At 28.7% G+C, this 26,678-nt stretch carries 25 protein-coding genes and 2 tRNA genes; all 27 read right to left on the bottom strand.

Annotated features, from left to right (window positions below; translation table 11 throughout):
* Positions 1-5: 5 nt before the first annotated feature.
* On the bottom strand, positions 6-479 hold the full coding sequence (gene greA, locus HR065_RS03495) for a transcription elongation factor GreA (protein WP_178734557.1): 474 nt from the start codon (positions 477-479) through the stop codon (positions 6-8).
* 38 nt (positions 480-517) lie between these two features.
* Positions 518-1,123 (bottom strand): O-methyltransferase, encoded by a 606-nt coding sequence (locus HR065_RS03490; protein WP_178734555.1) that lies wholly within the window; start codon positions 1,121-1,123, stop codon positions 518-520.
* A 41-nt stretch (positions 1,124-1,164) separates the two neighbouring features.
* Entirely contained in the window at positions 1,165-1,695 is a 531-nt protein-coding gene (gene ruvX / locus HR065_RS03485) for a Holliday junction resolvase RuvX (RefSeq protein WP_244948363.1), read from the bottom strand.
* Complete coding sequence (alaS, locus tag HR065_RS03480) at positions 1,686-4,283, bottom strand: alanine--tRNA ligase (protein WP_178734551.1); 2,598 nt, start codon at positions 4,281-4,283, stop codon at positions 1,686-1,688. Before alaS ends, ruvX begins: the two co-directional genes overlap by 10 nt.
* Positions 4,284-4,379: 96 nt before the next feature.
* A complete protein-coding gene (gene rpmF / locus HR065_RS03475; RefSeq protein WP_017191476.1) occupies positions 4,380-4,568 on the bottom strand; it encodes a 50S ribosomal protein L32 in 189 nt (62 codons plus the stop codon).
* Between the two features lie 112 nt (positions 4,569-4,680).
* Positions 4,681-4,757, bottom strand: a tRNA-Arg gene (locus HR065_RS03470).
* A gap of 80 nt (positions 4,758-4,837) precedes the next feature.
* The gene (locus HR065_RS03465; RefSeq protein ID WP_178734549.1) at positions 4,838-5,284 is read right to left on the bottom strand and encodes a class I SAM-dependent methyltransferase; all 447 of its coding nucleotides are present in this window, start codon (positions 5,282-5,284) and stop codon (positions 4,838-4,840) included.
* Positions 5,281-6,534: an RNA polymerase sigma factor RpoD gene (gene rpoD / locus HR065_RS03460; RefSeq protein WP_178734547.1), complete on the bottom strand. Its 1,254-nt coding sequence runs from the start codon at positions 6,532-6,534 to the stop codon at positions 5,281-5,283. The genes HR065_RS03465 and rpoD overlap by 4 nt, the downstream gene beginning before the upstream one ends.
* 85 nt (positions 6,535-6,619) lie before the next feature.
* Positions 6,620-8,515 carry a DNA primase gene (dnaG, locus tag HR065_RS03455; RefSeq protein WP_178734545.1) on the bottom strand — a complete coding sequence of 632 codons (1,896 nt, stop codon included), beginning with the start codon at positions 8,513-8,515 and terminating at the stop codon, positions 6,620-6,622.
* 29 nt (positions 8,516-8,544) lie between these two features.
* Entirely contained in the window at positions 8,545-9,903 is a 1,359-nt protein-coding gene (locus tag HR065_RS03450; RefSeq protein ID WP_178734543.1) for a glycine--tRNA ligase, read from the bottom strand.
* Positions 9,904-9,956: 53 nt separating this feature from the next.
* Positions 9,957-10,844, bottom strand: coding sequence for a GTPase Era (gene era, locus HR065_RS03445; RefSeq protein WP_178734541.1), 888 nt, complete (start codon positions 10,842-10,844; stop codon positions 9,957-9,959).
* Between the two features lie 42 nt (positions 10,845-10,886).
* The gene (ybeY, locus tag HR065_RS03440) at positions 10,887-11,171 is read right to left on the bottom strand and encodes an rRNA maturation RNase YbeY (protein WP_178734539.1); all 285 of its coding nucleotides are present in this window, start codon (positions 11,169-11,171) and stop codon (positions 10,887-10,889) included.
* 230 nt (positions 11,172-11,401) lie between these two features.
* The gene (rpsU, locus tag HR065_RS03435) at positions 11,402-11,575 is read right to left on the bottom strand and encodes a 30S ribosomal protein S21 (RefSeq protein WP_017192463.1); all 174 of its coding nucleotides are present in this window, start codon (positions 11,573-11,575) and stop codon (positions 11,402-11,404) included.
* A 150-nt stretch (positions 11,576-11,725) separates the two neighbouring features.
* Positions 11,726-11,959, bottom strand: a complete 234-nt coding sequence (locus HR065_RS03430) for a hypothetical protein (protein WP_178734537.1) — start codon at positions 11,957-11,959, stop codon at positions 11,726-11,728.
* Positions 11,949-14,363, bottom strand: coding sequence for an endopeptidase La (gene lon / locus HR065_RS03425; RefSeq protein ID WP_178734535.1), 2,415 nt, complete (start codon positions 14,361-14,363; stop codon positions 11,949-11,951). The genes HR065_RS03430 and lon overlap by 11 nt, the downstream gene beginning before the upstream one ends.
* Before the next feature lie 114 nt (positions 14,364-14,477).
* Complete coding sequence (gene tig, locus HR065_RS03420) at positions 14,478-15,812, bottom strand: trigger factor (protein WP_178734533.1); 1,335 nt, start codon at positions 15,810-15,812, stop codon at positions 14,478-14,480.
* A gap of 434 nt (positions 15,813-16,246) precedes the next feature.
* A complete protein-coding gene (locus HR065_RS03415; RefSeq protein ID WP_244948362.1) occupies positions 16,247-16,948 on the bottom strand; it encodes a hypothetical protein in 702 nt (233 codons plus the stop codon).
* A gap of 99 nt (positions 16,949-17,047) precedes the next feature.
* Positions 17,048-17,839, bottom strand: a complete 792-nt coding sequence (locus tag HR065_RS03410; protein WP_178734529.1) for a lysophospholipid acyltransferase family protein — start codon at positions 17,837-17,839, stop codon at positions 17,048-17,050.
* Positions 17,839-18,330: a dihydrofolate reductase gene (locus HR065_RS03405; RefSeq protein WP_178734527.1), complete on the bottom strand. Its 492-nt coding sequence runs from the start codon at positions 18,328-18,330 to the stop codon at positions 17,839-17,841. Before HR065_RS03405 ends, HR065_RS03410 begins: the two co-directional genes overlap by 1 nt.
* Positions 18,327-19,193, bottom strand: coding sequence for a thymidylate synthase (locus HR065_RS03400; RefSeq protein ID WP_178734525.1), 867 nt, complete (start codon positions 19,191-19,193; stop codon positions 18,327-18,329). The genes HR065_RS03405 and HR065_RS03400 overlap by 4 nt, the downstream gene beginning before the upstream one ends.
* A gap of 213 nt (positions 19,194-19,406) precedes the next feature.
* Positions 19,407-19,495: transfer RNA gene (locus HR065_RS03395), tRNA-Ser, on the bottom strand.
* Between the two features lie 56 nt (positions 19,496-19,551).
* Positions 19,552-20,739, bottom strand: coding sequence for an acetate kinase (locus HR065_RS03390; RefSeq protein WP_218644395.1), 1,188 nt, complete (start codon positions 20,737-20,739; stop codon positions 19,552-19,554).
* 426 nt (positions 20,740-21,165) lie between these two features.
* Complete coding sequence (locus HR065_RS03385; RefSeq protein ID WP_178734522.1) at positions 21,166-22,677, bottom strand: 2-hydroxycarboxylate transporter family protein; 1,512 nt, start codon at positions 22,675-22,677, stop codon at positions 21,166-21,168.
* A gap of 123 nt (positions 22,678-22,800) precedes the next feature.
* Positions 22,801-23,316, bottom strand: a complete 516-nt coding sequence (locus HR065_RS03380) for a DJ-1/PfpI family protein (RefSeq protein ID WP_178734520.1) — start codon at positions 23,314-23,316, stop codon at positions 22,801-22,803.
* A gap of 336 nt (positions 23,317-23,652) precedes the next feature.
* Entirely contained in the window at positions 23,653-24,507 is an 855-nt protein-coding gene (truB, locus tag HR065_RS03375) for a tRNA pseudouridine(55) synthase TruB (protein WP_178734518.1), read from the bottom strand.
* A gap of 41 nt (positions 24,508-24,548) precedes the next feature.
* On the bottom strand, positions 24,549-24,860 hold the full coding sequence (locus HR065_RS03370; RefSeq protein ID WP_178734516.1) for a thioredoxin family protein: 312 nt from the start codon (positions 24,858-24,860) through the stop codon (positions 24,549-24,551).
* A gap of 195 nt (positions 24,861-25,055) precedes the next feature.
* On the bottom strand, positions 25,056-26,579 hold the full coding sequence (locus tag HR065_RS03365; protein ID WP_178734514.1) for an ABC transporter ATP-binding protein/permease: 1,524 nt from the start codon (positions 26,577-26,579) through the stop codon (positions 25,056-25,058).
* Between the last annotated feature and the right edge of the window lie 99 nt (positions 26,580-26,678).

Below are 26,678 nucleotides of genomic sequence, written 5' to 3'. Positions count from 1 at the left end.
TTTATCTATTCTATTTTTAGAATTTCTACTGTAAAGTTTTTACCAGTTTCAGTTTTAACCACCACTTGATCGCCTATTTTGCAACCTTGAATACTTTGACCAATAGGAGACTCAATAGAAATTTTATCAACAAAAGGGTCCGCTTCTAAAATCCCTACTAAATGTAGGTTTTTTTCTTCCATAGTGTCTAAAAATCTTAAATGAACTTTATTCCCAATATTGATGTCTTTGTTTTTAACAGAAGCGCTAATAATATTAACATTTTTTAAAATATTTTGAATTTCTAAAATTCTGGTTTCTATGACAGCTTGTTCGTTTCTAGCTGCACTATAATCAGCATTTTCACTTAAATCCCCTTGTTCTCTTGCTTCTTTTAAAGCTAATAAGTTTTCGTTTCTTTTAACGTTTTTAAGGTGATTTAATTCTTCGTTTAATTTATCAACTCCTGATTGAGTTAAAGTATAACTTTTTTTATTCATTTTATTTCCTTTATTTGATAATAATTTTAATTTCAAAATTAAATTATTTTAGGTGAAAAATCTTTTTTCCAAGAAATACTCAATCCATCACCAATATCTTTAAAAATAGTTTTAAATTCCCTATTTTCTGTTAAAAAAGTTTTAAAACTGTTTAATTTAGTGATAATTCTTTTCGTACTTCTAGAAATAGTGTTGATATCTAAATTATGAAAATTCAAATTATCACATACAATAACGCCATTATCCTTTAAAAAAAATTGGTATTTTTTAAATAGCTTTTCGTATTGAACCTTAGAAGCATCGATAAAAATGAAATCATATTTTTTTTGCGGTTGGTAAAAAAAAGCTTCTGACCAAATAACTTCAATTTCATGAGAAGTATTTTTTAAAAAATCCTTCGCTAATTGGACGTTAGGATACTCCCTTTCAATGGTTTGAATATTATTTTTTTCATTACTCATTGATAAAGCGCTATAACCAATCGCTGTCCCTATTTCTAAAATATCCCTAAAATCATTGTCAGCGATCATTTTTTCTAAAAATAATTTGGTTTCATCATGAATAATAGGGATTTGATGTGAAAGAGCATATGTTTTAATTTCTTGTAAAGATTTTTCTTTTAGTTCGTTTTTCATAATTGGCATATTTAAATAAATTAACCTTTTTTATTTGATAATAAAACGCTTTATCTTTTTTTATTTTTCTTTGTCTTTTTGGGCTTTTTTTCTAGTTTTTTTGCTAATTGCTGTTGTTCCAATAATTGGTTAGAACGAAAATTTAAAAAATTTTGTAAAATAATCATCGCTGCTATTTCGTCTTTTAATTTTTTATTTTTCTTTTGTTTGTTTTTAGAAACTTTAGGACCGCTACTGCTATTCATAGCTTGAAAAGCTTGTATGGTAGATAAACGTTCATCCCACAAAATCACTTCCACCGAAGGGAAATTATTTTGTAGTTTCTCTTGAAATTCCATACTTATTTTCGCTTTAATGCCGACATCATTATTCATATGTTTAGGATTTCCTAAAATAATCGTTTTAATGTTGAATTGTTCTATCACTTCTTTTAAAGGCATTAATAATTCTTCATATTTATGTTGAGTAAAATTAATAGTTTTTAAATTGTTCGCGATAATGCCTGATTCTGAAAGAGCAATTCCTAATGTTTTTTCACCTAAATCTAAACCTAAAAAAGAATTGTTATTGTTCACAAACAAGTCTTCCATCCCTTTTCTAATTCGTTTATTTTCGTTATATCTGAACTGAAAGAACGAGCAAAAGTTTTATTTCCGCCGCCTTTACCGTTAATGATTTTATTAATGTTTTTTACGAATTGTCCCGCATGAACGGTTTTACTTTTCGCCAATAAAACAAAACCATCGTTTTGCTTTTGACATAAAATTAAAAAATCATTTTGTAATTTGTCAAATAAATGTTCTAATAAAGTTTTTAAAATATTGGGTTCTATAATGGTTTCATCGTGAATCATAATTAACATTTGTTTTTCAATTTTATCAGGAATAAATTGATCCGCTTTTTGCAAAATTAGCTCAGTTTGTTTTTTGACCACTTCTTTTTGGAGAGCGATCTGTTGTTGTTTTAAAGTTTGAACGTAAGCTTTATAGTTTTGAATATCTGCATAACTATTATAATTAATGATAATTTTAGGAATAACTTCCGCATGAACTACTTTTCGATCTTGCTCTATTTTCTGCAAAATTTGTTGTTCTTCTTTGACAAAAGGACTAATTTTTTGTTCTATAGCGTTTCTAACGTTATCCTCGGAAGTGGCTTCAATTCTATAAATCCCCGAACCAATAGAACTGTATGATAAAATAGCGAATCTTTTTAGTTCCATAGTGTTTTTCGCGTGCGTTCCACCACATAATTGAAGAGAAAAATCGTGGATTTTAACTACTCTTACTGTATCAGAATAATCTTTATCTGCTAAAAATTTAGCATCTTTTTTCTGCGCCTCTACAAAAGACATCACTTCTGTTATAACGGGGTATTTTTGCGAAATCCAATCATTAACTTGGTTTTCTAATTGCATCAAATCATCAGAAGATAAGAGATTGTAATGGTTAAAATCATACCTTAAAACCTTATCATTCAAAGAGGAACCTTGTTGTTTAATATGCTCTCCAAAAATCTTTCTTAAAGAATCATTTAAAAGGTGAGTTGCCGTATGATTTAAAGAGTTTTTGCGTCTATTCTCTGGATCTACGATAGCTACTACCTCTTGTCCTTCGCGAAAGACATTAGCGATTTGATGTATTATTTGACCGTTCGGTAATTTCGTCACTTTAGTAACGGGCACATTGTTAATAGTTCCTTCATCACAAGATTGCCCCCCCATACGAGGATAAAAAGGAGTTTTTTCTAAAACAATACCTTCTTTAAACACTTTAAGAACTTTTGTTTTGGCTTCTAAAACTTCATAACCCACAAATTCACTTGGAGTGGTAAAGTTTAAATAATCCGTATTTTGCTCTTTCATTCCGTTTTTAAAATCTTTATTTTGGTTTTTTTGTGATAATTTCTTCTGTTTTTCTAAGAAAACATCAAATTGGTCTGAATCTACTTCAATATTTCTTTGTTCGGCGAATTCTAAAACAACCTCTTTGGGCAAACCATAAGTATCATAAAGTTTGAAAAAATTTTCATCAGATATTTTATTATCTTCAGTCAATTCTAAAATTTTGACTTCACCCTCTTTTAAAGTGTGTAAAAATTTTTCTTCTTCTTTTTGGATCATTTGAGCAATAAATGTTTCTTTATCTTTTAAATCAGGATAAAATTCTTGCATCATATCAGCCACAGTCGGTACTAATCGATATAAGAAAGGTTCATTTAACCCTATTTTTTTACCTTTTTGAAAAGCTCTTCTTAAAAGTCTTTTGAGAACATAACCTCTTCCATCGTTAGCTAAAACAACACCATCTCCAAGGCCGAAAACTAATGTTTTAACGTGGTCTGAGATAATTCTAAACGTTTCATCCTCTTGATATTTAAATCCACTTATTTCTTCTATTTTGGCAATAATAGGATAGAATAAATCAGTTTCAAAATTAGTTTTTTTATCTTGAAAAAGACAAGCTAAACGTTCTAAACCAGCACCAGTATCTATATTTTTTTGTGGTAATTCTTTATAATTCTCACGTTTGGTTTCGGGAACAGAATTATATTGGGAAAAAACAATATTCCAAATTTCAATAAAACGATCGTTTTCAATATCGTTTTTAATCAATTCAGGACCTCTTGGATCGTATTCAGGTCCACGATCAAAAAAGATTTCCGTACAAGGACCACAAGGACCTTCGCCAATTTCCCAATAATTAGTTTCTAAAGGGATTAAGTGACTTTCCTCTATCCCTTTTTTTAACCAAAAATGATACGTATCTAAGTCTTGATGAAAATAAGTAATATATAATTTTTCTTTTGGTAAAGCGAAAAAACGTTCGGATAATAACAATTCATAAGCTAAATCAATCGCTTCTTCTTTGAAATAACCACCGATAGAGAAATTGCCTAACATTTCAAAAAAAGTGTTATGACGAGAAGTTTTGCCGATATTTTCGATATCATTAGTTCTTAAGCATGTTTGGACATTAACAATGTTTTGAAAACGAACTTTCTCTGAACCGTCAAAATATTTTTTCAAAGGAGTTACCCCGGCATTCACCCACAATAAAGTAGGATCAGATTGCGGTATTAAAGAAGCCGATTTTTCTTGGTAATGACCCTTTTCTACAAAAAAATTTAACCACATTTTTCTAATTTCAGAAGAAGTCATTTTTTTCATTTGTTTATTTTCCTTTAATTTGTTCAATATTTTCCCATAAAATAATTTTATAAATAAAAAAGATAATTAATATCTTTTTGGGAAAATAGGATATTGTTAATTATCTTTTTTTTTCTTTGACAAAATTAATTTTCCTTTGTAATAACCACTATTAAGAGTAACACGATGGGGTAAAGTAAAATTATTAGTTTCCGGACATACTACTAAAGTCGGTTTGTTTAATTTATAATGTGTACGTCTTTTTCTTTTTGCAGTCTTACCAGTTCTTCTAAAGGGAACAGCCATTTTTTCATCTCCTTTTTTTTATTATCAAATAAAACACTTTCTTACCAAAATGCTTTATTTGATAATAAAATATTTATTTAATTTTTTTGTTAATTTGTCTTTTTTTCTACAATGGCGTTTGAGAAGGGATTCGAACCCCTGACCCACGGCTTAGAAGGCCGTTGCTCTATCCTGCTGAGCTACTCAAACCTTTTAAACAACTATTATTATACTTGAAATAATGTTTTTTTACCATCCAAAATAAAAAAAATCTTCATTTTTATTAAATTTCATTTATTTCGGATGACTTTTAAAAACATATAATTAAATTTATCGTGAACAATATAATGGTTTTGAATGGTATAATGGTTGTTTTTTAACCATTCTACTAAAAGATGGATTTTCCCTTGACAACCTAAGATAAAAGGTTTGCCGATATGAGAAGTGTTTTCTAAAATATGGATAATTGTATAAGGACCCATACCGGCAATCAAAGCCAAATCAAAAGAGGAAGGGATATTTTCAAATCCATCGCTTAAATAAAATTCTACAGGATAATTTTCTAAATTTTCCCGTGCTTTTTCTAACGGTTGAGGATTGATATCAGAAGCAATCGCTTTTTGAATATAACCTAGTTCAAAAGCTTTTTTTAGCACTAAACCATGGTCTGTTCCGATATCTACCACCGTATGATAACCTTGAAGCAAAGAGGCAATAAAATCAATTCTTTTCATCATTTTTTGTTAATATTTTTGTATAGCATTTTCAATTTATTTTGTCTTGAAGGCGATCTTAGACGTCTTAAAGCTTTCGCTTCGATTTGACGTATTCTTTCGCGGGTAACGCCAAACATAGCTCCGACTTCTTCTAAAGTGTAAATACGGTCATCTAACAAGCCGTATCTCATTTTTAAAACTTGTTGTTCTCTTTCGGTTAAAGCTTCTTCTAAAGTTTCATCTAAAGTATTTTTTAAAGTTTCTTGCAACATGTATTCATGGGGCGAAACAGCGTTAGCGTCACTAATGAAATCTCCTAAAGAAGAATCATCTTCTTCGCGGACTGAAGTTTCTAAAGAAATGGTTTCTTTTTCAATCATCTGAATATCAGTGATTTGTTTAGTTTTAATATTCATTTCTTTCGCTATTTCGTGATTACCGACTTTTCTGGATAAATCTTGCGTCAACTTACCTCTGCAACGAGAAATTTTATTCATTGTTTCGATAATATGAACCGGAATTCTAATTGTTCTGGCTTGGTCGGCTACTGCTCTGGTGATTGCTTGTCTAATCCACCAAGTAGCGTAAGTAGAAAATTTAAAACCTTTTCTATAATCAAACTTATCTACCGCTCTCATGAGTCCCATATTGCCTTCTTGAATTAAATCTAAGAATAATATTTTTCTCCCGATATAACGTTTAGCGATAGAAACCACTAAACGGTAATTAGCTTCTACTAATTTGCTTTTACCTAACAAACCTTTTTTGATTAATTCATGGTTTTTTTGAATTTGTTCTGAAGTTAGAGTTATTTCTTTCCTTTTGTATTTAATCATTTGTTTACGCGCTCTAATGCCTTCGTAAACCATTTTGGAATTTTCTCTTTCTTCTTCGTGCGTTAATAAAGGTATTTGACCGATTTCTTTCAAATACATTCTGACAGGGTCATCAACTTTAATTGAATTAGAAATTTTTTCTAAATTCAATTCTTCTTGGTAATCTTCTTTACTTTCATCATCTTCGAAAGATAAATTATTTTTTTTCAATTTTTGTTCTTTTAGTTTTTTAACATTTTCTTTTTTAATTTTTTTATCTTGAGCGATTAAAAATTTGATAATTTCTTCGTTAAACGGAACCATATTTTTATTAAAACTGTTAATCCATCTTAACTTTTTTTTCAAGGCAACGTTAATAGAACTCATAGTCGCATCTTTGGCTAGTTTGGAATTATGTTTTTTAAACATCTGTTTTATCGTTTGTCTTAAATTCATATTTTTCACCCATTAATTTTATTTTATACAATTTTAGTACGATAATGATAAGATAACCTAGATTTTAGCCTCTTTTAATTGGTTTTTATAATTTAGCTAACTTTTCTCTTACTTTGTGAAGTTCTAACTTTTTTTGGATTAATTTTTGCCCTTTTTCTTCTATCTGTCGGATGTCTGCTTCGTTGTTTATCATTTGAGTTAATTCTTTTTCTAAAGAAGAAATTTCTGTTTCTATGTCGGCAAATTCATCTAATTGTGTTTTTTTTGCTAAAAGAGCTTTCACATCTTCTAAATGTGGTAGGGTTTTTTTCTGTTTAAATAAAAAACTATTTTCAATATCTTCTTTGAAAAGATCAAAATCGAATTTCGCTTTTCTTTCTTGAAAAAAATCTTCATAAAGAAGGGCGAATCTTTCTAAATCAACATGCCGATTAACATGAATGTTTTCTTCAGGCAAATGTTTTTCGTAATATTCTTTGATTTTAGCAACAATATCAATCAACACCGGATTTTTTAAAAAAATAATAAGGCTTCTTTCGTAAATTAATGGCAAAAACTTATCGCTTAACAGAATCTCAATAATGATATGTTTATCAGTTTCATTATATTGTTTTTTGTTCATTTTTTGAATATGAATGAATTTATCTGAATCACTGATAATTTGACTTAAAAGTTGATAACCTTTTTTATCATTTAATAAGTTGTTTTCTTTATCATAAGTTTGTTTCGCTAAATTTAAGGAAATTTGATATGTTTTATACAATTCTTTCGCGTAATATCTTTTAGTTTCTAGATCGTAATATTTCAATAAAGCAACGATTTTAGACTCTATTTCCTCATCACTTTGGTTCTGTTCTTTCCATTCTTCTACATTATAAAAGACAAAATCTTTCGCTTTTTCTTTTAAAGAAGAAAGATTGATAGTGTTTTTCTGTAAAATGTATTGGTCTGGGTCTAGATTATCAGGCAAAGTCACTATTTTAATTTTGAAATTACGTTTAATCAGTAAAGCCGATATTTTCAGAGCCGCTTCTTTACCCGCATTATCGCTATCATAAATGATTAAACAATTTTGACTTTTAGTTTGAAGTAATTTAGCGTGTTGTTCCGTAAAACTAGTTCCTAAAGTGGCTACTACGTTTTGAATGCCTTTTTTGTAAAAAGCTATAACATCAAAAACACCTTCAGTGAGAATAATTTCGTTCTTAGCTTGAATTTCTTCTTGATGTTCGTATAAACGATATAAAAGATTACTTTTTTTAAATAAAGCAGTTTCGGGATTGAATAAATATTTAGGATATTTTTCCTTTTCTTTAATCAAACGTCCTGAAAAACCCACAATATTGCCTTTTTCATCCGTCAAAGGGAACATCAAACGGTCTACGAAAAAATTATAATACTCTTCTTCGTTATTAGCTCTTTGTTTAATTAAACCTAATTTCAATAAAGTTTTAGCAGAGAAACCTTTCTCTAATAAATAATCTTTTAGAGAGTTAAAATCATCGTAAGCATAACCTAAACCAAATTCTTTAATCAATTCTAAAGTCAGTTTTCTTTCTTGAAATAAATAGTGTTCTAAAGGGTGATCTTTAATATTGTCAATAATGTATAAAAGTGAATCATGAAAATATTTTTGTGCAGCATTCAATACATCGTATAAAACATCTTTATTGTTTTTCTTTTTTTTCGGCAAATCAATATGAAATTGTTCACATAATTCTTCTACCGCTTTTTCGGTAGAAATATTTTTCAATTGACGCCAATAAGTAACTGGTTTACCGCCTTTGCTACAAGACATACAAAAGGCAATATTTTTTTCTTTAGAAACAGAAAAAGAAGGTGTTTTTTCTTGATGAAAAGGACATAAACCCATAAAGTTTTTGCCTTGTTTTTTTAAGACCACACCTGATTTAAGAACTAATTCATAAATGGGTATTTTTTCATTGATTTGTGCAACGAAAGATTCCTTCATTTTATCCATAAAATCGCTTTTTCACCACTTTACAATTCTTAAAACAATAATTTATTTTCTATATAATCACGGATTTGTTCCATAGGTATTCTATGTTGTTTCATAGTATCTCTATCTCTAATTGTGACCGTATTATCTTCTAAAGTTTGATCATCTACCGTACAACAAAAAGGAGTTCCTATAGAATCTTGTCTTCTATATCTTTTACCGATACTTTGGTTTTCATCATAAGTTAATTCGAAATAATGAGATAATTTTTTTTGTAATTCTTTCGCTTTAGGACGATGAATTTTTTTCATCAAAGGTAAAATAGCTATTTTATAAGGAGCTAAAAAAGGATGAATTTTTAACACTGTTCGTGAAGTTTCATCATTTAGCTGCTCTGTTTCTAAACTGTTAGCCAAAAGAGCTAAAAATAACCTTTCAACCCCTAAAGAAGGCTCAATCACAAAAGGAAAGTATTTTTCTTTGGTATTTTCATCAAAATATTGTAAATCTTTTTTAGAATATTTTTGATGATTTTTCAAATCAAAATCAGTTCTTGATGCTATTCCCCATAATTCATCAAAACCCCAAGGAAAACGGAATAAAATATCAGAAGTAGCGTTAGAATAATGACTTAATTCAGTTTCTTTATGATCTTTTAGTTCTAAATTTTCTTTTTTAACGCCTAGTTGTAATAAGAAATTATAAGAGTATTCTTTCCAATAAGAGAACCATTCTTGATGTGTTTCGGGTTGACAAAAGAATTCTAATTCCATTTGTTCAAATTCACAAGTTCTAAAAATAAAATTACCTGGTGTAATTTCATTACGGAAAGATTTGCCGACTTGACCGACTCCAAAAGGTAATTTTTTTCTAGTCGAATTTAAAATATTTTTAAAATTAACAAAAATACCTTGACAAGTTTCTGGTCTTAAATATAAAGGCTTTTTTTCCTCTATCACAACCCCTTGATGAGTTTGAAACAACATATTGAATTTTTTAACAGGAGCCCAATTTTTGGTCCCTAAAACTTCGTTCGCAATTAAATATTGCGTCATTTCTTCAAAAGATAAGGCGCTAACGTCAAAAGAAGGATCATGACTTTGAATTAATTTATCCGCTCTATAACGTTTATTAGTGTCTTTGTTTTCGGTTAAAGGATCAATAAACATTTCTAAATGTCCGGATGCTTCCCAAATTTGGGAGTTCATTATAATAGAACTATCCAATAAAACATTATCATCTCTTTCTTGAAAAAATTTCTTTTTCCAAGCTTTTTTAATGTTTTGTTTTAACAAAGTTCCTAAAGGACCGTAATCAAAACTATTTGATAAACCGCCATAAATTTCACTACCTGAAAAAACAAAACCATTCTGTTTAGCAAAAATAATTATTTCTTTTAAAGATAACATGTTTTTATCCTTTGCTATTTTTTGTCATAAATAAATATATATTATTATCGTATTTAATGTATATATCCTAATTGTTTTAATAAGTTCATTCTATTGCGCCAATTTTTTTCTACTTTAATCCAGATGTTAAGATGAATTCTTTTGTTTAAAGTACGGTTGATATCTTTTCTAGCTTCTGTACCGATTCTTTTTATCTTTTCGCCCTTAGCACCGATTAAAATTTTCTTTTGACTAGGTTTTTCCACTAAAATTAAAACCGAAATTTCCAACATGGAAGGATCTTCTTCCATCGGACGCATATCTTCTACTGCGGCAGCGCATGCATGAGGAACTTCTTCGTGCACGTGATAAAGAATTTTTTCTCTGACTAGTTCTGAGATCATTTCTTGATCTGTCACGTTAGTAACCATGGTGTTATCGAAATAAAGCGGTCCTTCTTCTGTTAAAGATAAAATTTTTTCTTGCAAAATATCTACGTTTTGTTGCGTCATAGCGGACAAAGGGACAATATGTTCGAAAGGAAATTTCTCTAAATAACTAAAAATAATTTTATCGATTAAAATCTTTTTCTTAATGTCATCTATTTTATTAATCACTAAAATCACTTTTTTATTATGTTGTTGAATAGTTTGTAAAATTTTTTCTTCTTTAGGCGTACATTCGCGATCAACTACGAATAAAACAATATCCACATCTTTAATACTTTGCATCGCTACAGAATTCATATTGTTATTTAATAAATATTTTTCTTTATGTATTCCCGGAGTGTCTACAAAAATTAATTGATAATGAGGGTCGTTAATGATACCCATAATTTTATTACGAGTCGTTTGTGATTTAGAACTGGTAATAGAAATTTTTTGTTTTATCAAAGAATTTAATAATGTAGATTTGCCTACATTAGTATTGCCTATCATAGTAATAAAACCTGATTTAAACACTAATTTTTTCTCCTTCAAAATTGATATTATTTATTTAAACAACTATTTATCTAAATGATGTTCTTTTAAAATTTTATCTTGTATTTCGATCATTTCCAACAAACCTTCTTCTGTTTCGTCTTCATAACCTTTTAAATGTAAATATCCGTGCACAGCTAAAAAACTAATTTCTCTTTGATGACTGTGTTTTAATTTCTCCGCTTGTTCGAAAGCTTTGGGCAAAGAAATGATAATATCCCCTAAAGAATCATCATTAGCGTCGTTCTTAAAAGTCAAAACATCAGTAGGATAATCTTTTTGACGATAATACAAGTTCATTTCTTGCATTTTAATGTTGTCTATAAAGACAATATGTAGTTTTTTTTTTCTTCAAAAGAGCTAAATATTTTGAATAAAGAGTTAGTAAAAGGTTTAATATTGATGTCAGTTTGATTATGTATTTTAATAATCATATTAATTTTAATTTCCTTTTATGTAATATTTTTTATACTAAAAAATATATTTTAAATAAAAAAAAGCACCTTTTTGGATAGGTAGCTTATTTTATTAAAAATAATTTAATGTTTTTTGTTTTTTAAGATTTTTTTACGATTTTTTCTCTCTACACTTGGCTTAACATAATACTCTTTTTTACGAGCTTGCGCAAGGTTACCAGATTTAGAAACATCTCTTTTAAATCTGCGTAAAGCGTCATCGATATTTTCTTCTTCGCGAACTATAGTTTTAGGCATTTAACAATCCCCCCTTTTTTTACTATAAAAAATATTTATATGTATAATTTTTATAAAATATTTTGTAACTACAATTATTTTAACATATAAAATAACGAATGTCAATATTTTATAACAAAAAAATATCTTTTTTTATTTTTTATTTAAGAATTAAGAATTTGGGCGCACTGTAATGAAAGCTGAAAAAAAGAGGATAAACACTAAGACAAAAATGATTTTATCTAAAGGAGAACTTTTCCCTTGAGAACTGTTACCACCATATTGTTCTGTAAAAGCGTCTACAACGCTTTTTTCAGAAGAAAACAAGATGCCTAAAATAATTAAAACAGCAACTGGATATACTACATAATTACTTGTTAATATTTGCATTTGACTAAAGGACATTATTATAAACCTCTTCTTTTAAAGGAACTAAAGCTTTTAAAAACACATCATCGGCGTTTTGAATAGCAATAATTTCTAATTTTTCTCTTACTTCGATAGGAATTTCATCCACATCTTTTAAGTTATCTTTAGGAATGAAAATAGTGTTAAGACCGCTTCTATTAGCAGCGATAGCTTTTTCTTTTAAACCGCCAATCGGTAAAACAGAACCTCTTAGAGTTATTTCTCCCGTCATTCCTATATCTTTACGAACACATGTTCTTTTGATAGCTGAATAAATGGAAGTTGCGATAGTAACGCCGGCAGAAGGACCATCTTTAGGAATAGCGCCTTCTAAAAAGTTAATGTGGAAATCATTTTCATCAAAAATTTTATAATCAATGCCTAATTTTTCCGCATTAGCTTTTAAAAAGCTAAAGGCTGTAAAAGCGCTTTCTTCAATAACTTTACCTAAATGACCGGTAAGAACTAATTTACCCTTACCTTTGTAATAAGTCGCTTCCACTGGTAAAATATCTCCACCAAAAGAGGTATAAGCTAAACCGTTAACCACACCAATTTGAGGTTTTTCTTCCATTAATAAATGTTGGAAAATAACTTTACCTAAATATTTTTCGATGTTGTTCTTATCGATTGTCACTTTTTCAACTTTATTGATTAAAATTTCTTTCACAGTTTTACGTATTAAATGAGCTATTTTCTTAGTTAAATTTCTCACACCAGCTTCTTTAGTATAATGTCTGATGATATAAAGCAAGGTGAAATCGTCAATTTCGAATTGAGTTTCATCAATTCCGTGCTCTTTTAACTGTTTAGGTAATAAATGCTCTTTAGCGATAATTAATTTATCTTGTTCTGTATAAGAACTTAGTTCAATCACTTCTAAACGATCTCTTAAAGGAGGAGCGATAGCGCTTAAATCGTTAGCAGTTGTGATAAATAAAACTTGTGATAAATCAAAAGGTTCAGATAAATAAAGATCAACAAAATTTTGGTTTTGTTTTGGATCAAGAACTTCCAATAAAGCCGAAGAAGGATCATGATGCGAATTAGTCACTAATTTATCAATTTCATCTAATAAAAAGACTGGATTTCTCACGCCCGCATCTTTTAAACCGTTTAAAATACGTCCTGGCATCGCCCCTACGTAAGTTCTTCTATGACCTCTGATCTCACTCTCTTCTTGCATACCACCTAAAGATTGTTTAACGAATTTACGCCCTAAAGCTTCAGCAATAGAAATAGCTAAAGTAGTTTTACCAACGCCAGGAGGCCCTGATAAACAAAGGATAGTTTGAGCGTTTTTCTTAGTCATGATTTTGACTGCTGCGTATTCTACAATACGTTCTTTAGCTTTAGCTAAACCGTAATGGTTTTTTTCTAAAGTAGCTTGTATTTTTTCCAAGTCATTAACATCTTTACTTGTTTTTTGCCAAGGTAAAGCGACTAAAAAATCTAAATAATTGCGAATAACAAAGGAATCAGCTACTGCTGAGGAAATAGATTGATAACGAGAAAGCTCTTGTAAAGCTTTTTCTTTAATCGGTTTAGGCATATTAGCGGAATTAATTTTTTTTCTTAATTCTTCAATTTCTTCTTCTTTTTTAACTTTATCGCCTAATTCGTTTTGAATAACACGTATTTTTTCTCTTAAATAAAATTCTTTTTGGTTTTCATCAATACTACGTTTAACTTCTTCGTTAATTTTATTTTCTAACTCAACTACGTCTATTTTAACTCTAATGTCTTGTAAAATATAAACTAATCTTTTGTTTAAATCAGGTTCTTTTAAATATTTATATTTTTCTTTTTCTTCTATTCTTAAGGCAAAAATAATTAAATCAGCCGCTTTTTCGGTTGTTACACCATTTTGTATTTGTTCTAAAAAGCTATTTTCAGAAATTAATAAAAACTGACTGATATTGGAAGTAATTTGTTGAATGATTAATTTGATTAAAGTTTGTTCTTCTTGCAAATCGCCTAAAACTGTAGGAACATTCAAAAATTTAGCACTATATAAGTCATCTTTTTTCGTTAATTTCTGCGCTTTAACACGATTTAAAATACGGAATTTAACTTTGTAAAGAAAATCATCAATTTTAATAGCTAGTAAAACTTTAGCTAAAACACCGTGTTTTTCTATATCAGAAACTTTCGGTTCTTCGTGTAAAAAATTTTTTTGCAATAAAATGATCACGTAAGGAGATTCCAGCAATTCTGATTGCTTAATAGCGTTGATGGAAAAAGAGCGTCCTATTTCAATTCTAAAGTCATTAGAAGGAATGGGTACAACGTTTCTCACAATAACAACAGGTAATTCGTTAGGAATAATATCATCATCCATTTTTGCTTTATTTTTTTTATCGATTTTTTCTGTTTTATCAATGTTTTCTTTTTTATTCATTTGATTCACCACTCATCCTTTTTTATGCGTGAAGTTAAATTAATATTATTTTTTTCATTAAGACTATAAATTATATTATAATCTAAAAAGATTTTTTATTGTGAAAAAAATAAATTATTTATTTTCTTTGGTTGTCTCTGGTTGGGAAACTTCTTTTTCTTCTTTAAAAACAACTTTTGTAATTAACAAATCACCAGCTTTAATTTGAGATAAACCGTTTTTGATGTTTTCCGCAGCATAATTTTCTTTTAACTTATCAATAGGTATTTTATAATATGCGCTTATTTGTTGGTATCTGTGTTCTATTTCTTCTGGAGTAACTTGTATGTTTTCTTTAGCTACTACTTCGTCTAATAAGAAATTAATTTGAACGTTTTTTAAAGCTTGTTCGGAAGTATTTTTTTCGTATTCTTCTTCGTTAGAATTAGTCATTTTTAAATATTGTTCTAAATTCATATTTTGTTCTTGTAGTTGAGAAGCGAATTGTTGTTTGATATTTTCTACTTCTGTTTGCACGAAATGCTGAGGAACTGTTAAAGTAGAATTAGCGATTAAATATTCAAAAACTTTTTGTAAAACTTCGTTATTATATTCTGAATTGTTTTGGTTTTCTAAATGTTCTTTAATGCTTTTTTTTAACTCATCTACTGTTTCAATATTAGGTAATTTTAAATTTTTAATAGATTCATCTGTTACAATGAATTTTTGAGGAGTTTTCATTTCTTTTAAAAAGATTTGAAAAACAGCTTCTTTACCGGCTAATTCTTTTTTGCCATAATTTTCAGGAAAAACTACGTTTATATCTCTTTTTTCGCCTTTTTTCATTCCTAACATACCTGTTTCAAAACCAGGAATAAATTGGTTAGAACCGATTTCTAAACTGTGATTGGTCGCTTCTCCGCCTTCAAAAGGAGTTCCGTCCACAAAACCTTTAAAATCAAAAATAGCTACATCGCCCATTTCTAAAGGAGTATCAGTTGTTTTTGGCGCTAATGTTTCGTTTTGTTTTAATAATAAATCCATTTGTGCTTGAACATCTTCATCAGTAACATTTTTTCTAAAATCATTTAATGTAATTTTTTGGTAATCACATATTTTTACTTCTGGTTTTAAAGCCATTTCTAAACCGAAACTGAAAGGTTTTTTTCTGTCTAATTTTTCAATATCAAAATCAACTAATTTAGGTTCTCCTACAGTTTTAAATTCTTTATTAGCTAATATTTCTTGAAATTTTTCTACATATATCATGCCGAAAGCATCTTTATATAAAGCCGAAGGACCGTAATGTTTGTCAAAAACTTTTTGGGAAACATGTCCTTTTCTAAAACCTTTAATTTCTACTTTAGGTTGAACTTTGTCGAAAGCTTTTTTGATATAAGATTCGAATTCGTTGACAGTTACGTCAAAATGATATTGTACAAAATCGTTATTATTTTTTTTAATTTGCATGTTTTATTACCTATATTTTATAAATTTTTATTTATGTAATGATTAGAACTGCAAAAGCAGTCTTTTCTAATAATTACATTTTTATATCCTTTTTAGTTTATTTAAAATTAAAAATGAAGTTTCATAAAAGAAAATACATTATTTTTATAACTCAAGTAAAGTTGATAAAAATAATGCTTTTGATAATTTTCTTTTTGAAGAATTCAAACAAATTTATATTTCAATTTAATTATACATCAATTATAAAATAAATAAAGAAAATAAAATTTATTTACCTTTCCTCTCTCTTTTTTTTACGGAAAAAAGAGGCTAATGATGTGATATTTTTTTTACTTTTTAAAGAAGAAAAAAAGGAAATAATCTAGAAAGAATCTCCTTTTTGAACTAAAATAATCTTTTTTTAATGTGGATGAAATTTACTATCATAAAAATGATTAGTTTTTTGGCTTAAAAAAATTTAAACAACCGAATAAATTACTTTTCCTTGTGGATTTATGTCTGTCAAAGATCACTTTTTGTTGAAAATGTTGATAAAAAGCAGTTATTTTAAGAATTTTGCCGTCAGTATCATATTCTATCAATTTTTGGACATTATTCTTTAAACTTTTAGCATCGAAAAAATATTCCCAAGAACGCATCAATTGTCCTTCTGAAGTATATTCTAGCACTTGAGAAAGTTGTTCGTTTTCTGGGTGATAAATATTTTCTTGCATTAAACCTTCGTCTGGAAAATTAATGATCGTACCAATAGTTTTACCTTGCAGGGAAAAAGTTTCCCCTTCGCATAAAACACCTTTTTTATTGTATTTTCGGATAAAATGTATCTGATCGCTATTGTGATAATTTTCTCTAACAGTTTTTAATTGTCCGTTAGGGTAAAAAGTTTTATAAGAAAGAGAAAAAGTGCCGTTTTGATTGAATTTGCTTTCTTGCAATAAAACGCCTTTTTCATCATATTGAGAAAAGGTCAAATATGTTTCACCGTTGAGGATTTCTGTTTTGACATTTGTTTGCCTTTTTTCCTCTGGAAAAAAATCTCCTTCTTCTTCTTGAAAATGATGAACCTTTTTGATAGAGGACAGATCGTTAGAAACATTTTGATGATTTTTAGATAGAAAAGGGAAATAAGTAATCATGAAACAACCAACCATAACCAAAAGAAATATGGCGATTATGCGTTGAAAAAATAATTTGTTAAACATCGTGCTTGCAAGCATACTTTCTATTTTGTTTTTTTATAAAGCTGAATTAATAATATCAGCCACTTCTTGACCTATTTGTTGCGTATTTTTATCTTTATAATTTTCATATTTAATATGAGGGTGAATAATTACTTCAACTTTTTTTCTTTTGAACCAAAATCTCTTTCTCATTTTGTAAGCCCCTTTAAGAGTAATAGGCAGAATGTTGGCTTCGCCTTTAACAGCTATTTTATAAGCTCCATCTAAAGTGCTGATGATTTTATCGTTTTTTTTGTTAACAACGCCACCTTCAGGAAAGATCAACATCGCTAGCTCTTGTTTCACATTTTCAATCGCTTGGTTTAAGTTTTGCACTGTTGCGCGCGGATTACCTCTTACTATTTTTAAGCAATGAATAGAATTGAAATAATAACTTAAAAACCAACCCCAACGACCTTTATATAAATCATCTTTAGGCGAGAAAGACATCGTTCTATCAACCGCACAAGCGATGATAAAAGGATCAAAATTAGTTTTATGATTAGAATAAATCACTAAATTGCCTTTATAAGGGATTAATTCTCGGTTATGAACCGTTACTTTAATGCGGAAAAATCTAAGAATTAATTTAGAGACGCTAGCAACAACCTTCTGTTGAAAAGAGTTGTTAATTTTTAATCTTCTGTTGATAAACATCATGATAAAAAATACCAATAAAACCATAACCCAAGATAAGGCTAAACTAGCGAAAAAACTTAAAAAATAACCTGCTATGCCGCAATCACAATATACAACAAAGGAAATATAAAAACTTACGAAAGATGCGATGAAAAATAAAGTAAACATTATTTAACTTTGCCTCCTTTTTGATAAGTAGCAAAAAGCAATTCTTCTTGAATATCTTTTTCTATGAGTTGGTATTGAGTCAAATCTACGTCAGGAAAAAAAGAATCTCCTTGATACCTTTTTAAGATATGAGTGATATATAAAACATCAGCATAAGGCAAGGATTGGGTATAAATTTGACTTCCGCCTATAATAAAAATATTTTCTTCCGAATTTTGATACTTTTTTAAAAAAGCGATTAAATCGTTAACAATAATTCCGTCTGATAAATTTTCGTGTTGAGAATTGCTAGCGATATAAGCAGTAGCAAAAGGTAAAGGTTTATTGCGGTAATATTGTTTTAAAGAAAGATAGGTATTCCAACCCATTAAAACGTTTTTTTGGAAAGTTTTTTTTTTAAAAAAAATCAGATCTTTAGGATAATGCCAAGGTAAACTATTTTTATTGCCAATTAAAAAATTAGAATCCAAGGCGGTAATCAAACTAATCATACTGCTACTTCTCCTTTTAAAGATGGATGATAATGATAATTTTCTAATTTAAAATCTTCAAAGCGGAAATCTTCAATGTTTTTGACCTGAGGATTTAAAAGCATTTGAGGTAGTTTTTTTGGTATACGTTTTCTTTGAATATTGATTTGTTCTAAATGGTTGTGGTAAATATGCGCATCGCCCAAAGTATGAATAAATTCATAAGCTTCTAAACCAGTCACTTGTGCCACCATCATTAATAGCAAAGAATACGAAGCAATGTTAAAAGGGATACCTAGAAAAACATCGCCACTACGTTGAAACAATTGTAAAGAAATTTTGCCTTTATTGACATAAAACTGCATTAAGACATGACATGGAGGTAAAACCATTTCGTCTACCAAAGGCGGATTCCAAGCCGAAACAATTAAACGACGTGAATTAGGGTTTTTTTTGATTTCTTGAATAGTTTTTTGCAATTGATCTACTCCGGCAAAATCACGCCATTGTTTGCCATAAACAGGTCCTAAATCCCCATGTTTTTCTGCAAATTGAGCATCTGTTTTAATTTTATCAATAAATTCTTGCTGACTTTCGCCTTGGAAATCGGGCGATTGACAAAATTTTTGATAAGGCCATTCGTTCCAAATATTAACATTATTCAGCGCTAAGTAACGAATGTTAGTATCGCCTTTGATAAACCATAATAATTCATGAATAATAGCTCTTAAATGAACTTTTTTAGTAGTAACCAAAGGAAACCCTTCTTCTAAATTAAAACGCATTTGATGACCAAAAATACTTTGGGTAACGAATTTAGTACGGTTTTCGCGCACTTCTCCTTTTTCTACGATCAAATTGCATAATTCTAAATATTGTTTCATATGAATAAAATTACCTTTTTTTATTTTGAGAAGTAATTTGTTAATATTAAAAAAATTAAACTTTGGGGAATATATTATTTTTTGTCATCTTTTAAAGAAAAGATTTAATCCCATTAAATGTTTTATTTAAAAGTTGTTGTGTTATAAAGTGATAAAAAAAGTTAAAAAACCATCCAGAGACATTTTTTAACATTCAAAAAATATTTATTAATTTGGCGGAGGAGAAGGGATTCGAACCCTCGCATCTTTTCAGATCTACGCGCTTTCCAAGCGAGCCTCTTAAACCACTTGAGTACCCCTCCGATAGTTTTTACCACTTTAACGTTGAATTAAAGTGGTAAAAAGGATTAAAAAAAGATTAGTTTTGTTGTTTTAAAGCGACAACATCACGAGCGATAGCTATTTCTTCGTTAGTAGGAATAACCATCACTTTAACTGCAGATTCAGACGTAGAGATGACTCTTTCTCCTGGTAGGCGTTGATCGTTTAAATCTTGGTCTAAATAAATATTTAAAGCCTCTAAACGTTTAACCACTTCTCTGCGGAAGAAAGAAGAATTTTCCCCTATTCCGGCTGTAAAAATTAAAGCATCAGCGCCTTTTAGTAAAACATAATAACTAGCGATATAATCAACAACTCTTTTGATTTGAATTTCAAAAGCTAATAAAGCTCTTTTGTTGTTTTTTTGAATCATGTTTTCTAAATCGCGTCCATCATTAGAAATGCCTGAAACACCTAATAAACCGGATTTTTTATTTAATTCGTTAATCACTTCTTTAGCTGTTTTGTTTTCTTTATCAGCGATAAAAGTGACAACATTAGGATCTACATTACCACTGCGTGTTCCCATTGGTACCCCTTCTAAAGGAGTGAAACCCATGGAAGTATCTACGGATTTGCCGTTTTCAATAGCAGTTAAAGAAACACCATTACCAGCGTGACAAACGATTAATTTTAAGTTCGGTTTTTGGAAAATTTCTTGTGCTTTTTGGGAAATATATTGATAAGAAATGCCGTGAAAACCGTATTTTCTAATTTTATATTTTTGATACCATTCATAAGGTGTCGCATATAAAAAATTTTGTTCTTGCATAGTTTGATGGAAATTAGTGTCAAACACCCCTACTTGTAAAGTTTGTGGCAAAACTTTTTTAAAGACTTTAATGCTTAAAAGGTTAGCAGGATTATGAAGAGGAGCTAAATCGTTTAAACTTTCCACCTGTTTAATGTTTTCCTCGGTTAAAACAACAGAATTTTTAAAATATTCTCCCCCTTGAACAATTCTGTGCCCTACTCCATCAATTTCATCTAGCGTTTGGATGAATTTTTTTTCAATTAAATATTCTAACAACATTTCTACCGCTTGTTTGTGGTCGGAAATAGGAACGATTTGTTCTTGTTTGTGTCCTGGAGTTTTGATTTTAAAAATAGTATTGGTATTGCCGATTCTTTCAAATAAACCGTCACAAAGAACTTCTTCATTTTTCATATTTAATAATTGAAATTTTAAAGAAGAACTACCAGCATTAACAGACATGATTTTCATAATATATTTTTCTCCTTTTTATATTTTTTTCTAACATATTAGTGGGAAATATTTTCGTAAAAAACTTTTTTAATTTTATTAAACTTATAATTAAATTAAGTAACCTTTTTTATTTTAACATATAAAAATCTTAAAAATGTATTTTTGAAAGAAAATTAATCTTTTATTTCCTGAAAAATTCTATTATAGACTTGTTTTTGAGTAATGAAAAGATGGATGATACGAAGAGAAGGAACTAAACATAAAAGAGATGGATAATTGTTAAATTTATTTTTTCTCCCATTAAACGTCTTTTTAGATTCAATGATAACACCAACGATTAGAGACAGTCTTTCATCTTGGAGCGATTATTGTGTAAAAAAGAAAAAACTAAACTGTTGTGGCAAATAAAACAGTTTAGTTGTGAAATTTTTAAAAATTAATGGACTATAAAACAGATATTGTATAAAAGACAGGATAAAAGATACTAGCGATAATAACCACTAAATCTCCACCAATACGAGTAGAAATTTGCGCATAAGGCATCAATTCGAAGGAATCGGATGCTTCTAAAATAGCTAAATTACCTACGCCACCAATACTGTTAGCACAAAGACCACCAGCAATAGAAGCTTGTACTGGGTAATAACCCATTTTGTTTCCGACAATAGCGGATGTTAATGCAGTTGTAAAGACGGTTAAAACGGAAACAATGAAAAAGTTAATATTACTTACGTTTTTGATCACTGCGTTAATATCTATCGTTACCCCGATAACCACTAAAACAGCGGAAGATAAATTATTAGTCACTAATTTAGATGCTTGTTCGATGCTTTTAACGAAACGATCGGAAATAACGTCAAACACTTTGAAAACTAAAACTAAAACCACTAAGAAAATAATAGTCGGCGGAATTAAATTTTTAGCTTTTGGCATTAAACAAACAAGAAGCGAACGGATTAAAGAACTTACAGCATATAAAGCGAAAATAGATACAAAACCAGTTTTGATTTGTTCAAAAGTAATTTTGTTTTCTTCTTTTTTAACTTCTGCTGTATTTACTTCTGTATTAGGCGTAACAGCAGGTAAAACTTCTTTTTCTAACGAACCGATTGGACTGCTATATTTACTTTTACCGAATATTTTTTTAATTAATCCGCTAAACATAACACTTACTATACCACCAACTAATAAAGCAGTTATGATGTGCGCTGTAAACAACGCTTGAACGGTGTTTTCTGCTCCTACAAGTTCATTTGCTTTCCCTTGGGAAAAAATAGTGGATAGAGGAATAATTCCACAAGTAAGACCGCCACTAGCGATAGGAACGAAAATATAAAATAAAGCATTTACAGCACCATTACTATTTTCACCACTATTTGTAATGCCATCAATACCGCCTATAGGGTTTAAAAAACAACCAGCTATACCGACAACTGTAGCTGAAACGATTAAAGAAATAACTACTAAAGATAAAAATTTAAGACCATTTCTCTTCAACATTTCTTTGTCAATGCCTAAAAGACTTCCAGCCACTAAAGAAGCAACAAACATTTCAGAAAAACCGATAGTACCGTTGAAAATTTTTATATTATCTCTAAAAGCTTGTTGAAAAAGATTGAAATCGAATTTTTCATTTAAAAAGCCGCAACTATAATTAAAAATAAAAGCAGGCACTAATAAACTTAAAATAGCTCCACCGCCAATATCTTTTAAAATAGGAGTTTTTTTGCCTATTACTTTAAATAATTCGGCAACAACCATAGTTAACAATAAAACGCCAATTAAATTATGCCAGGTTATAGTACCTTTGTCGTTTGACTTACTAAAAGAAAAACCCAAATAAGCTATGGAAATAGCTAAAACAATTAAAATTAAATAAAGAGGAAAACCTAAAATAGTTATTGGTTTTTTAGAACTTGGAGACGAAATATTCTTTGCAGAATTTTGTGTTTGCATTAATATTTTCTATTCTTCTTTCTTGAATTTTTTTATATTTAATAACTAAAATATTTAAACTATTTTAGTTGTTTCTAATTAATACTAAAAAATATTTTTAATAAATGGTATTTATAACTATTATTAAACAATTAATTTATCTATCAAATGAGCAGCAAAATCAAAAACTGTTGCTGGAGATTGAGAAGTGATAAAATTACCACTCACAACTGTTGGAACTTCACTTGTATAATCACCAGTAATATATTTCTCATAACCAGGATAACAAGTAAATGGGCGATTTTCTAATAAATTAAGTTTTCCTAAGAAAGATGGCGCTGCACAAATAGCTCCAATAACTTTGTTTCTATCGGCAAAATGTTTAATAATATCTAAAATAATTTGTAAGTCACGACCGTTTTCATCTAATAATTTTTTTACATATGGACCACCTGGAAGAATTAAAAAATCATAATTATCATAATTCACTTGATCAATATACATATCTGCTTGAACTTGAAGTTTTTGTGATGAAAAAACATTTAAAGAGTCGTTTAATGTTATAGTAGTAACGTCTAAATTTGTTTTTTTCAGTAAAGCTCTCGTTACTAAAGCCTCACAATCTTCAAAACCATTATATAAAACTAATAAACCTTTCATAATTCTTATTCAATCTTAAATATCATTATCTTTTCCAAATAAAAACACTTAACAAAATTGATTCTCCTTTTTTATATAAAGTTGCAAAAAAAATTTATCTTGTTTACTATTAAATTTTATCATTAAATTATGATTATTTTTTATATTTTTTTATTATTAATGAAATTTTGTTAAATCAATTATGATAGTACAATTTATTTTATCTTTGTTTAAAGTCGGAAAAAGACCTTTTTAATTTATATTACTTCTCAGGAAGAAAAAAAGATTGGTTTTGATCCATAAAAAAAGACTTTATTTTATAAAGTCTTTGGGTTATAAAGTGAAAAAAGCTTTTACTTATTGGAAAAAATATCTAGGACGGTATTTATTTTTTTCTATTGGTTCGTAATAAGCGATCCAATTTTCTTTTTGATCTAAAACCACGAAAGGTTCATCAGTTATAATTTGTCTTTCGTCTAAATAAACACCGTTTTGGACCAATCTAACTAAATAATCATTTAAAACGATTTTTTGATGATTTGTAAATAAGCTTTTAACATCATTTAAATCTTCCAAACTAACCTCATCAATGGTTTTAGCGTTTTTCCAATCATAAGAACCTATTTGGGTTCTTGTTAAAGATTGTAAAGAACCATAAGTATTCATTCTTTCGCCCATATCTCTCGCTAAGCTTCTAATATAGGTTCCTTTGGAAACAGTAGTTATGAACTCTATTTGATCGTTTTTTAACGCTGAAACCATCTCTAAATGATATATTTTAACTTTTCTAGGAGCAATATCTATCTCGATATTTTTCCTCGCTAAATCATATAATTTTTGTCCTTTAACTTTAATAGCGGAATAAAGAGGAGGTTTTTGTAGATATTGTTTTTGATCGAAAAAAGCAACACTTTCTTGTACCATTTCATCAGTCAAAAGCATTTCTTTTTGAGCCGTTAAAGTACCAGTTATATCTAAAGTGTCGTATTGTTTGTTAAAAACCATACTCCCCTGATAACCTTTATTTAAATTTTCAAACAAAAAAGCTAATTTAGTCGCTTGATTGATTAAAACGATTAAAAGACCTTTCGCCATAGGATCTAAAATCCCTGTATGACCTGTTTTGGCAAAATTAAATTTTTTTTTGATTTTATAAACGACATCATGTGATGTCATATTAGGTTCTTTATTGATTAAGAAAAATCCATCCATATTTCATTATTAAACGCTGCTTTCTTTTTTATCAAAAACAATTATGCATTATTTTCTAAAAAAGATTTTAATTCTTCTGAAGAACAATAACCTATTCTTCTTTTCATTTCTTTCCCGTTTTTATAAAGTACTAAAGTAGGGAAAGTATTGACTTTATTTTCTTTCGTTATTTCCGGATGTTGATCAATATCGATTTTGACTAAAGAAATATTTTTATTTTTGGCAAAATATTCATCTAAAACAGGCATTAATTTTTGACAAGGATAACACCAAGAAGCGTAAAAATCTACTAAAACTAATTCTTGTTGATTAATTAAATGTTGAAAATCTATTTTTGGAGTAGTGTCTGACATTTGTGTATAACCTTTCTAAATTATATTCAAAATTATTTTCTCATCGATATCATAAAATGATATTCATTACTATTATAATACATTGTCTCTTTTTCAAAAAAATATTTACTCCTTAAAGGGGCATATTTTCTAGATATAAAAAACATTAAAAAAGACCTTTTTTAAAAATAAGGTCTAAATAAAGATTTGTTGTAATTATCTATTCGCGATAACATCAATTGGTTTTTTGCGTGATAATGTATAAATTGGAAGGATGATGGAAAGGAATGTTAAAACGTAAGCAAATAAATATCCCGCTCCTAAAAATAACCAATATTGTCCTTTTGTAAGATCATATATATAGACAAAACCGAAGGAGAAGCCCATTATTATATCAAAAGCAAAAATTAATATATTGATGATAGTTGCGTAAATAAATCCTTCAGATAAGAATATTTTAGAAACCGTTGAACCACGCGCTCCTAAAGCTCTTAAAGAGCCAACTTCTTTCTTTTTCAATTTGATGCTAGCGTTGAAATACATATATATCATCATAAAGGAAATTAACAACATAACTGCTAAAAAGATTATTAAGTATTTTATTTGTTTTTTGAGTCTGTTCTTGATTTCCGGCCAATTTATATTAACTTCTTCTTTCACTTTTTCTTTCAATTCCTCTAAATTAGCATATTTTTGATGATTATATTTTTTGCGGAATTTTATTTCTTGTTCTATTCTGTCTTCTAAATAAAATTCTTTCATATTAAGACCTAATCTCAAAATATCTCTAAAAAGTATAGATGAAAAAACAACAATAAGTGCTGAAAATACTAATAAAACTTTTTTACTTTTGAAAGCAGAAGCTCCCATTTTAAAAGCTTTTTTTAAAGGTAATTGACTAGAAACGTTTTTAAACGTTACTGGTTGTTCTTCTAGAAGAACTTCTTGTGTTGGTACAAATCCTTCTTTATGAGCGTTTTTAGCTTGATCTTGAATTTGTTTAATCATTTCTTCGTTTAAAACTTGACCTTTAGTAAATTTAGGTTTTTTAGTTTTAACTGCGTTTTCGTCTTTAGTTAAATCTTCTAGGATTTGACCATCTTTAAATTCAATCACACGGTTCCCATATTTAAAAGCACTTTCGGCATCATGAGAAACTACTACTACTAATTTATCTTTAGATAAATTTTGTAAAATATTAAAAATTTGTTCACTAGTTTTTGAATCCAGGTTCCCCGTTGGTTCGTCTGCTAAAATAATTTCCGGATTTTTAACCAAAGCACGAGCGATCGCTATTCTTTGTTTTTGTCCACCAGATAATTCGTTAATTTTTCTACCTTCATAACCTAAAAGATCCATTTCTTTTAATAAGTCATAAATCAATTGGCTATCAGGTTTTTGACCCTGAAGTTCATTCGCTAAAGCGATATTGTCATAAACATTCATACTTTCCATTAAATTAAATTCTTGGAAAATAAAACCTACAACACCGTTACGATAGTTGTCCAAATCATTTTGTTTTAATGCTTGGGTTGAATGTTTATTGATAGCTATATTTCCGCTATCATATTGATCCAGTCCGCCTAATAAATTTAAAAGAGTCGATTTACCCGATCCTGATTTACCTAAAATAAAGATTAAACCTTTATTAGGTAATTTTAAAGAGACATTATTTAAAGCGATCGTAGGAATACCGGCTTTTGTAACAAATCCTTTATTAATATTGGTTATTTCAAACATGTTTGATTCCTTTTCTTTCTAAAAACAATTCAACTAAAAATTTTTTAAAATTCCTTTCATGGGTAATTCTTTTGCTCTTTATTTGTCTTGTTTGATAAG

It is taken from the genome of Candidatus Phytoplasma pruni (assembly GCF_013391955.1).
Classification (GTDB): domain Bacteria; phylum Bacillota_I; class Bacilli_A; order Acholeplasmatales; family Acholeplasmataceae; genus Phytoplasma.
This window is presented reverse-complemented; position numbering and strand designations above follow the sequence as displayed.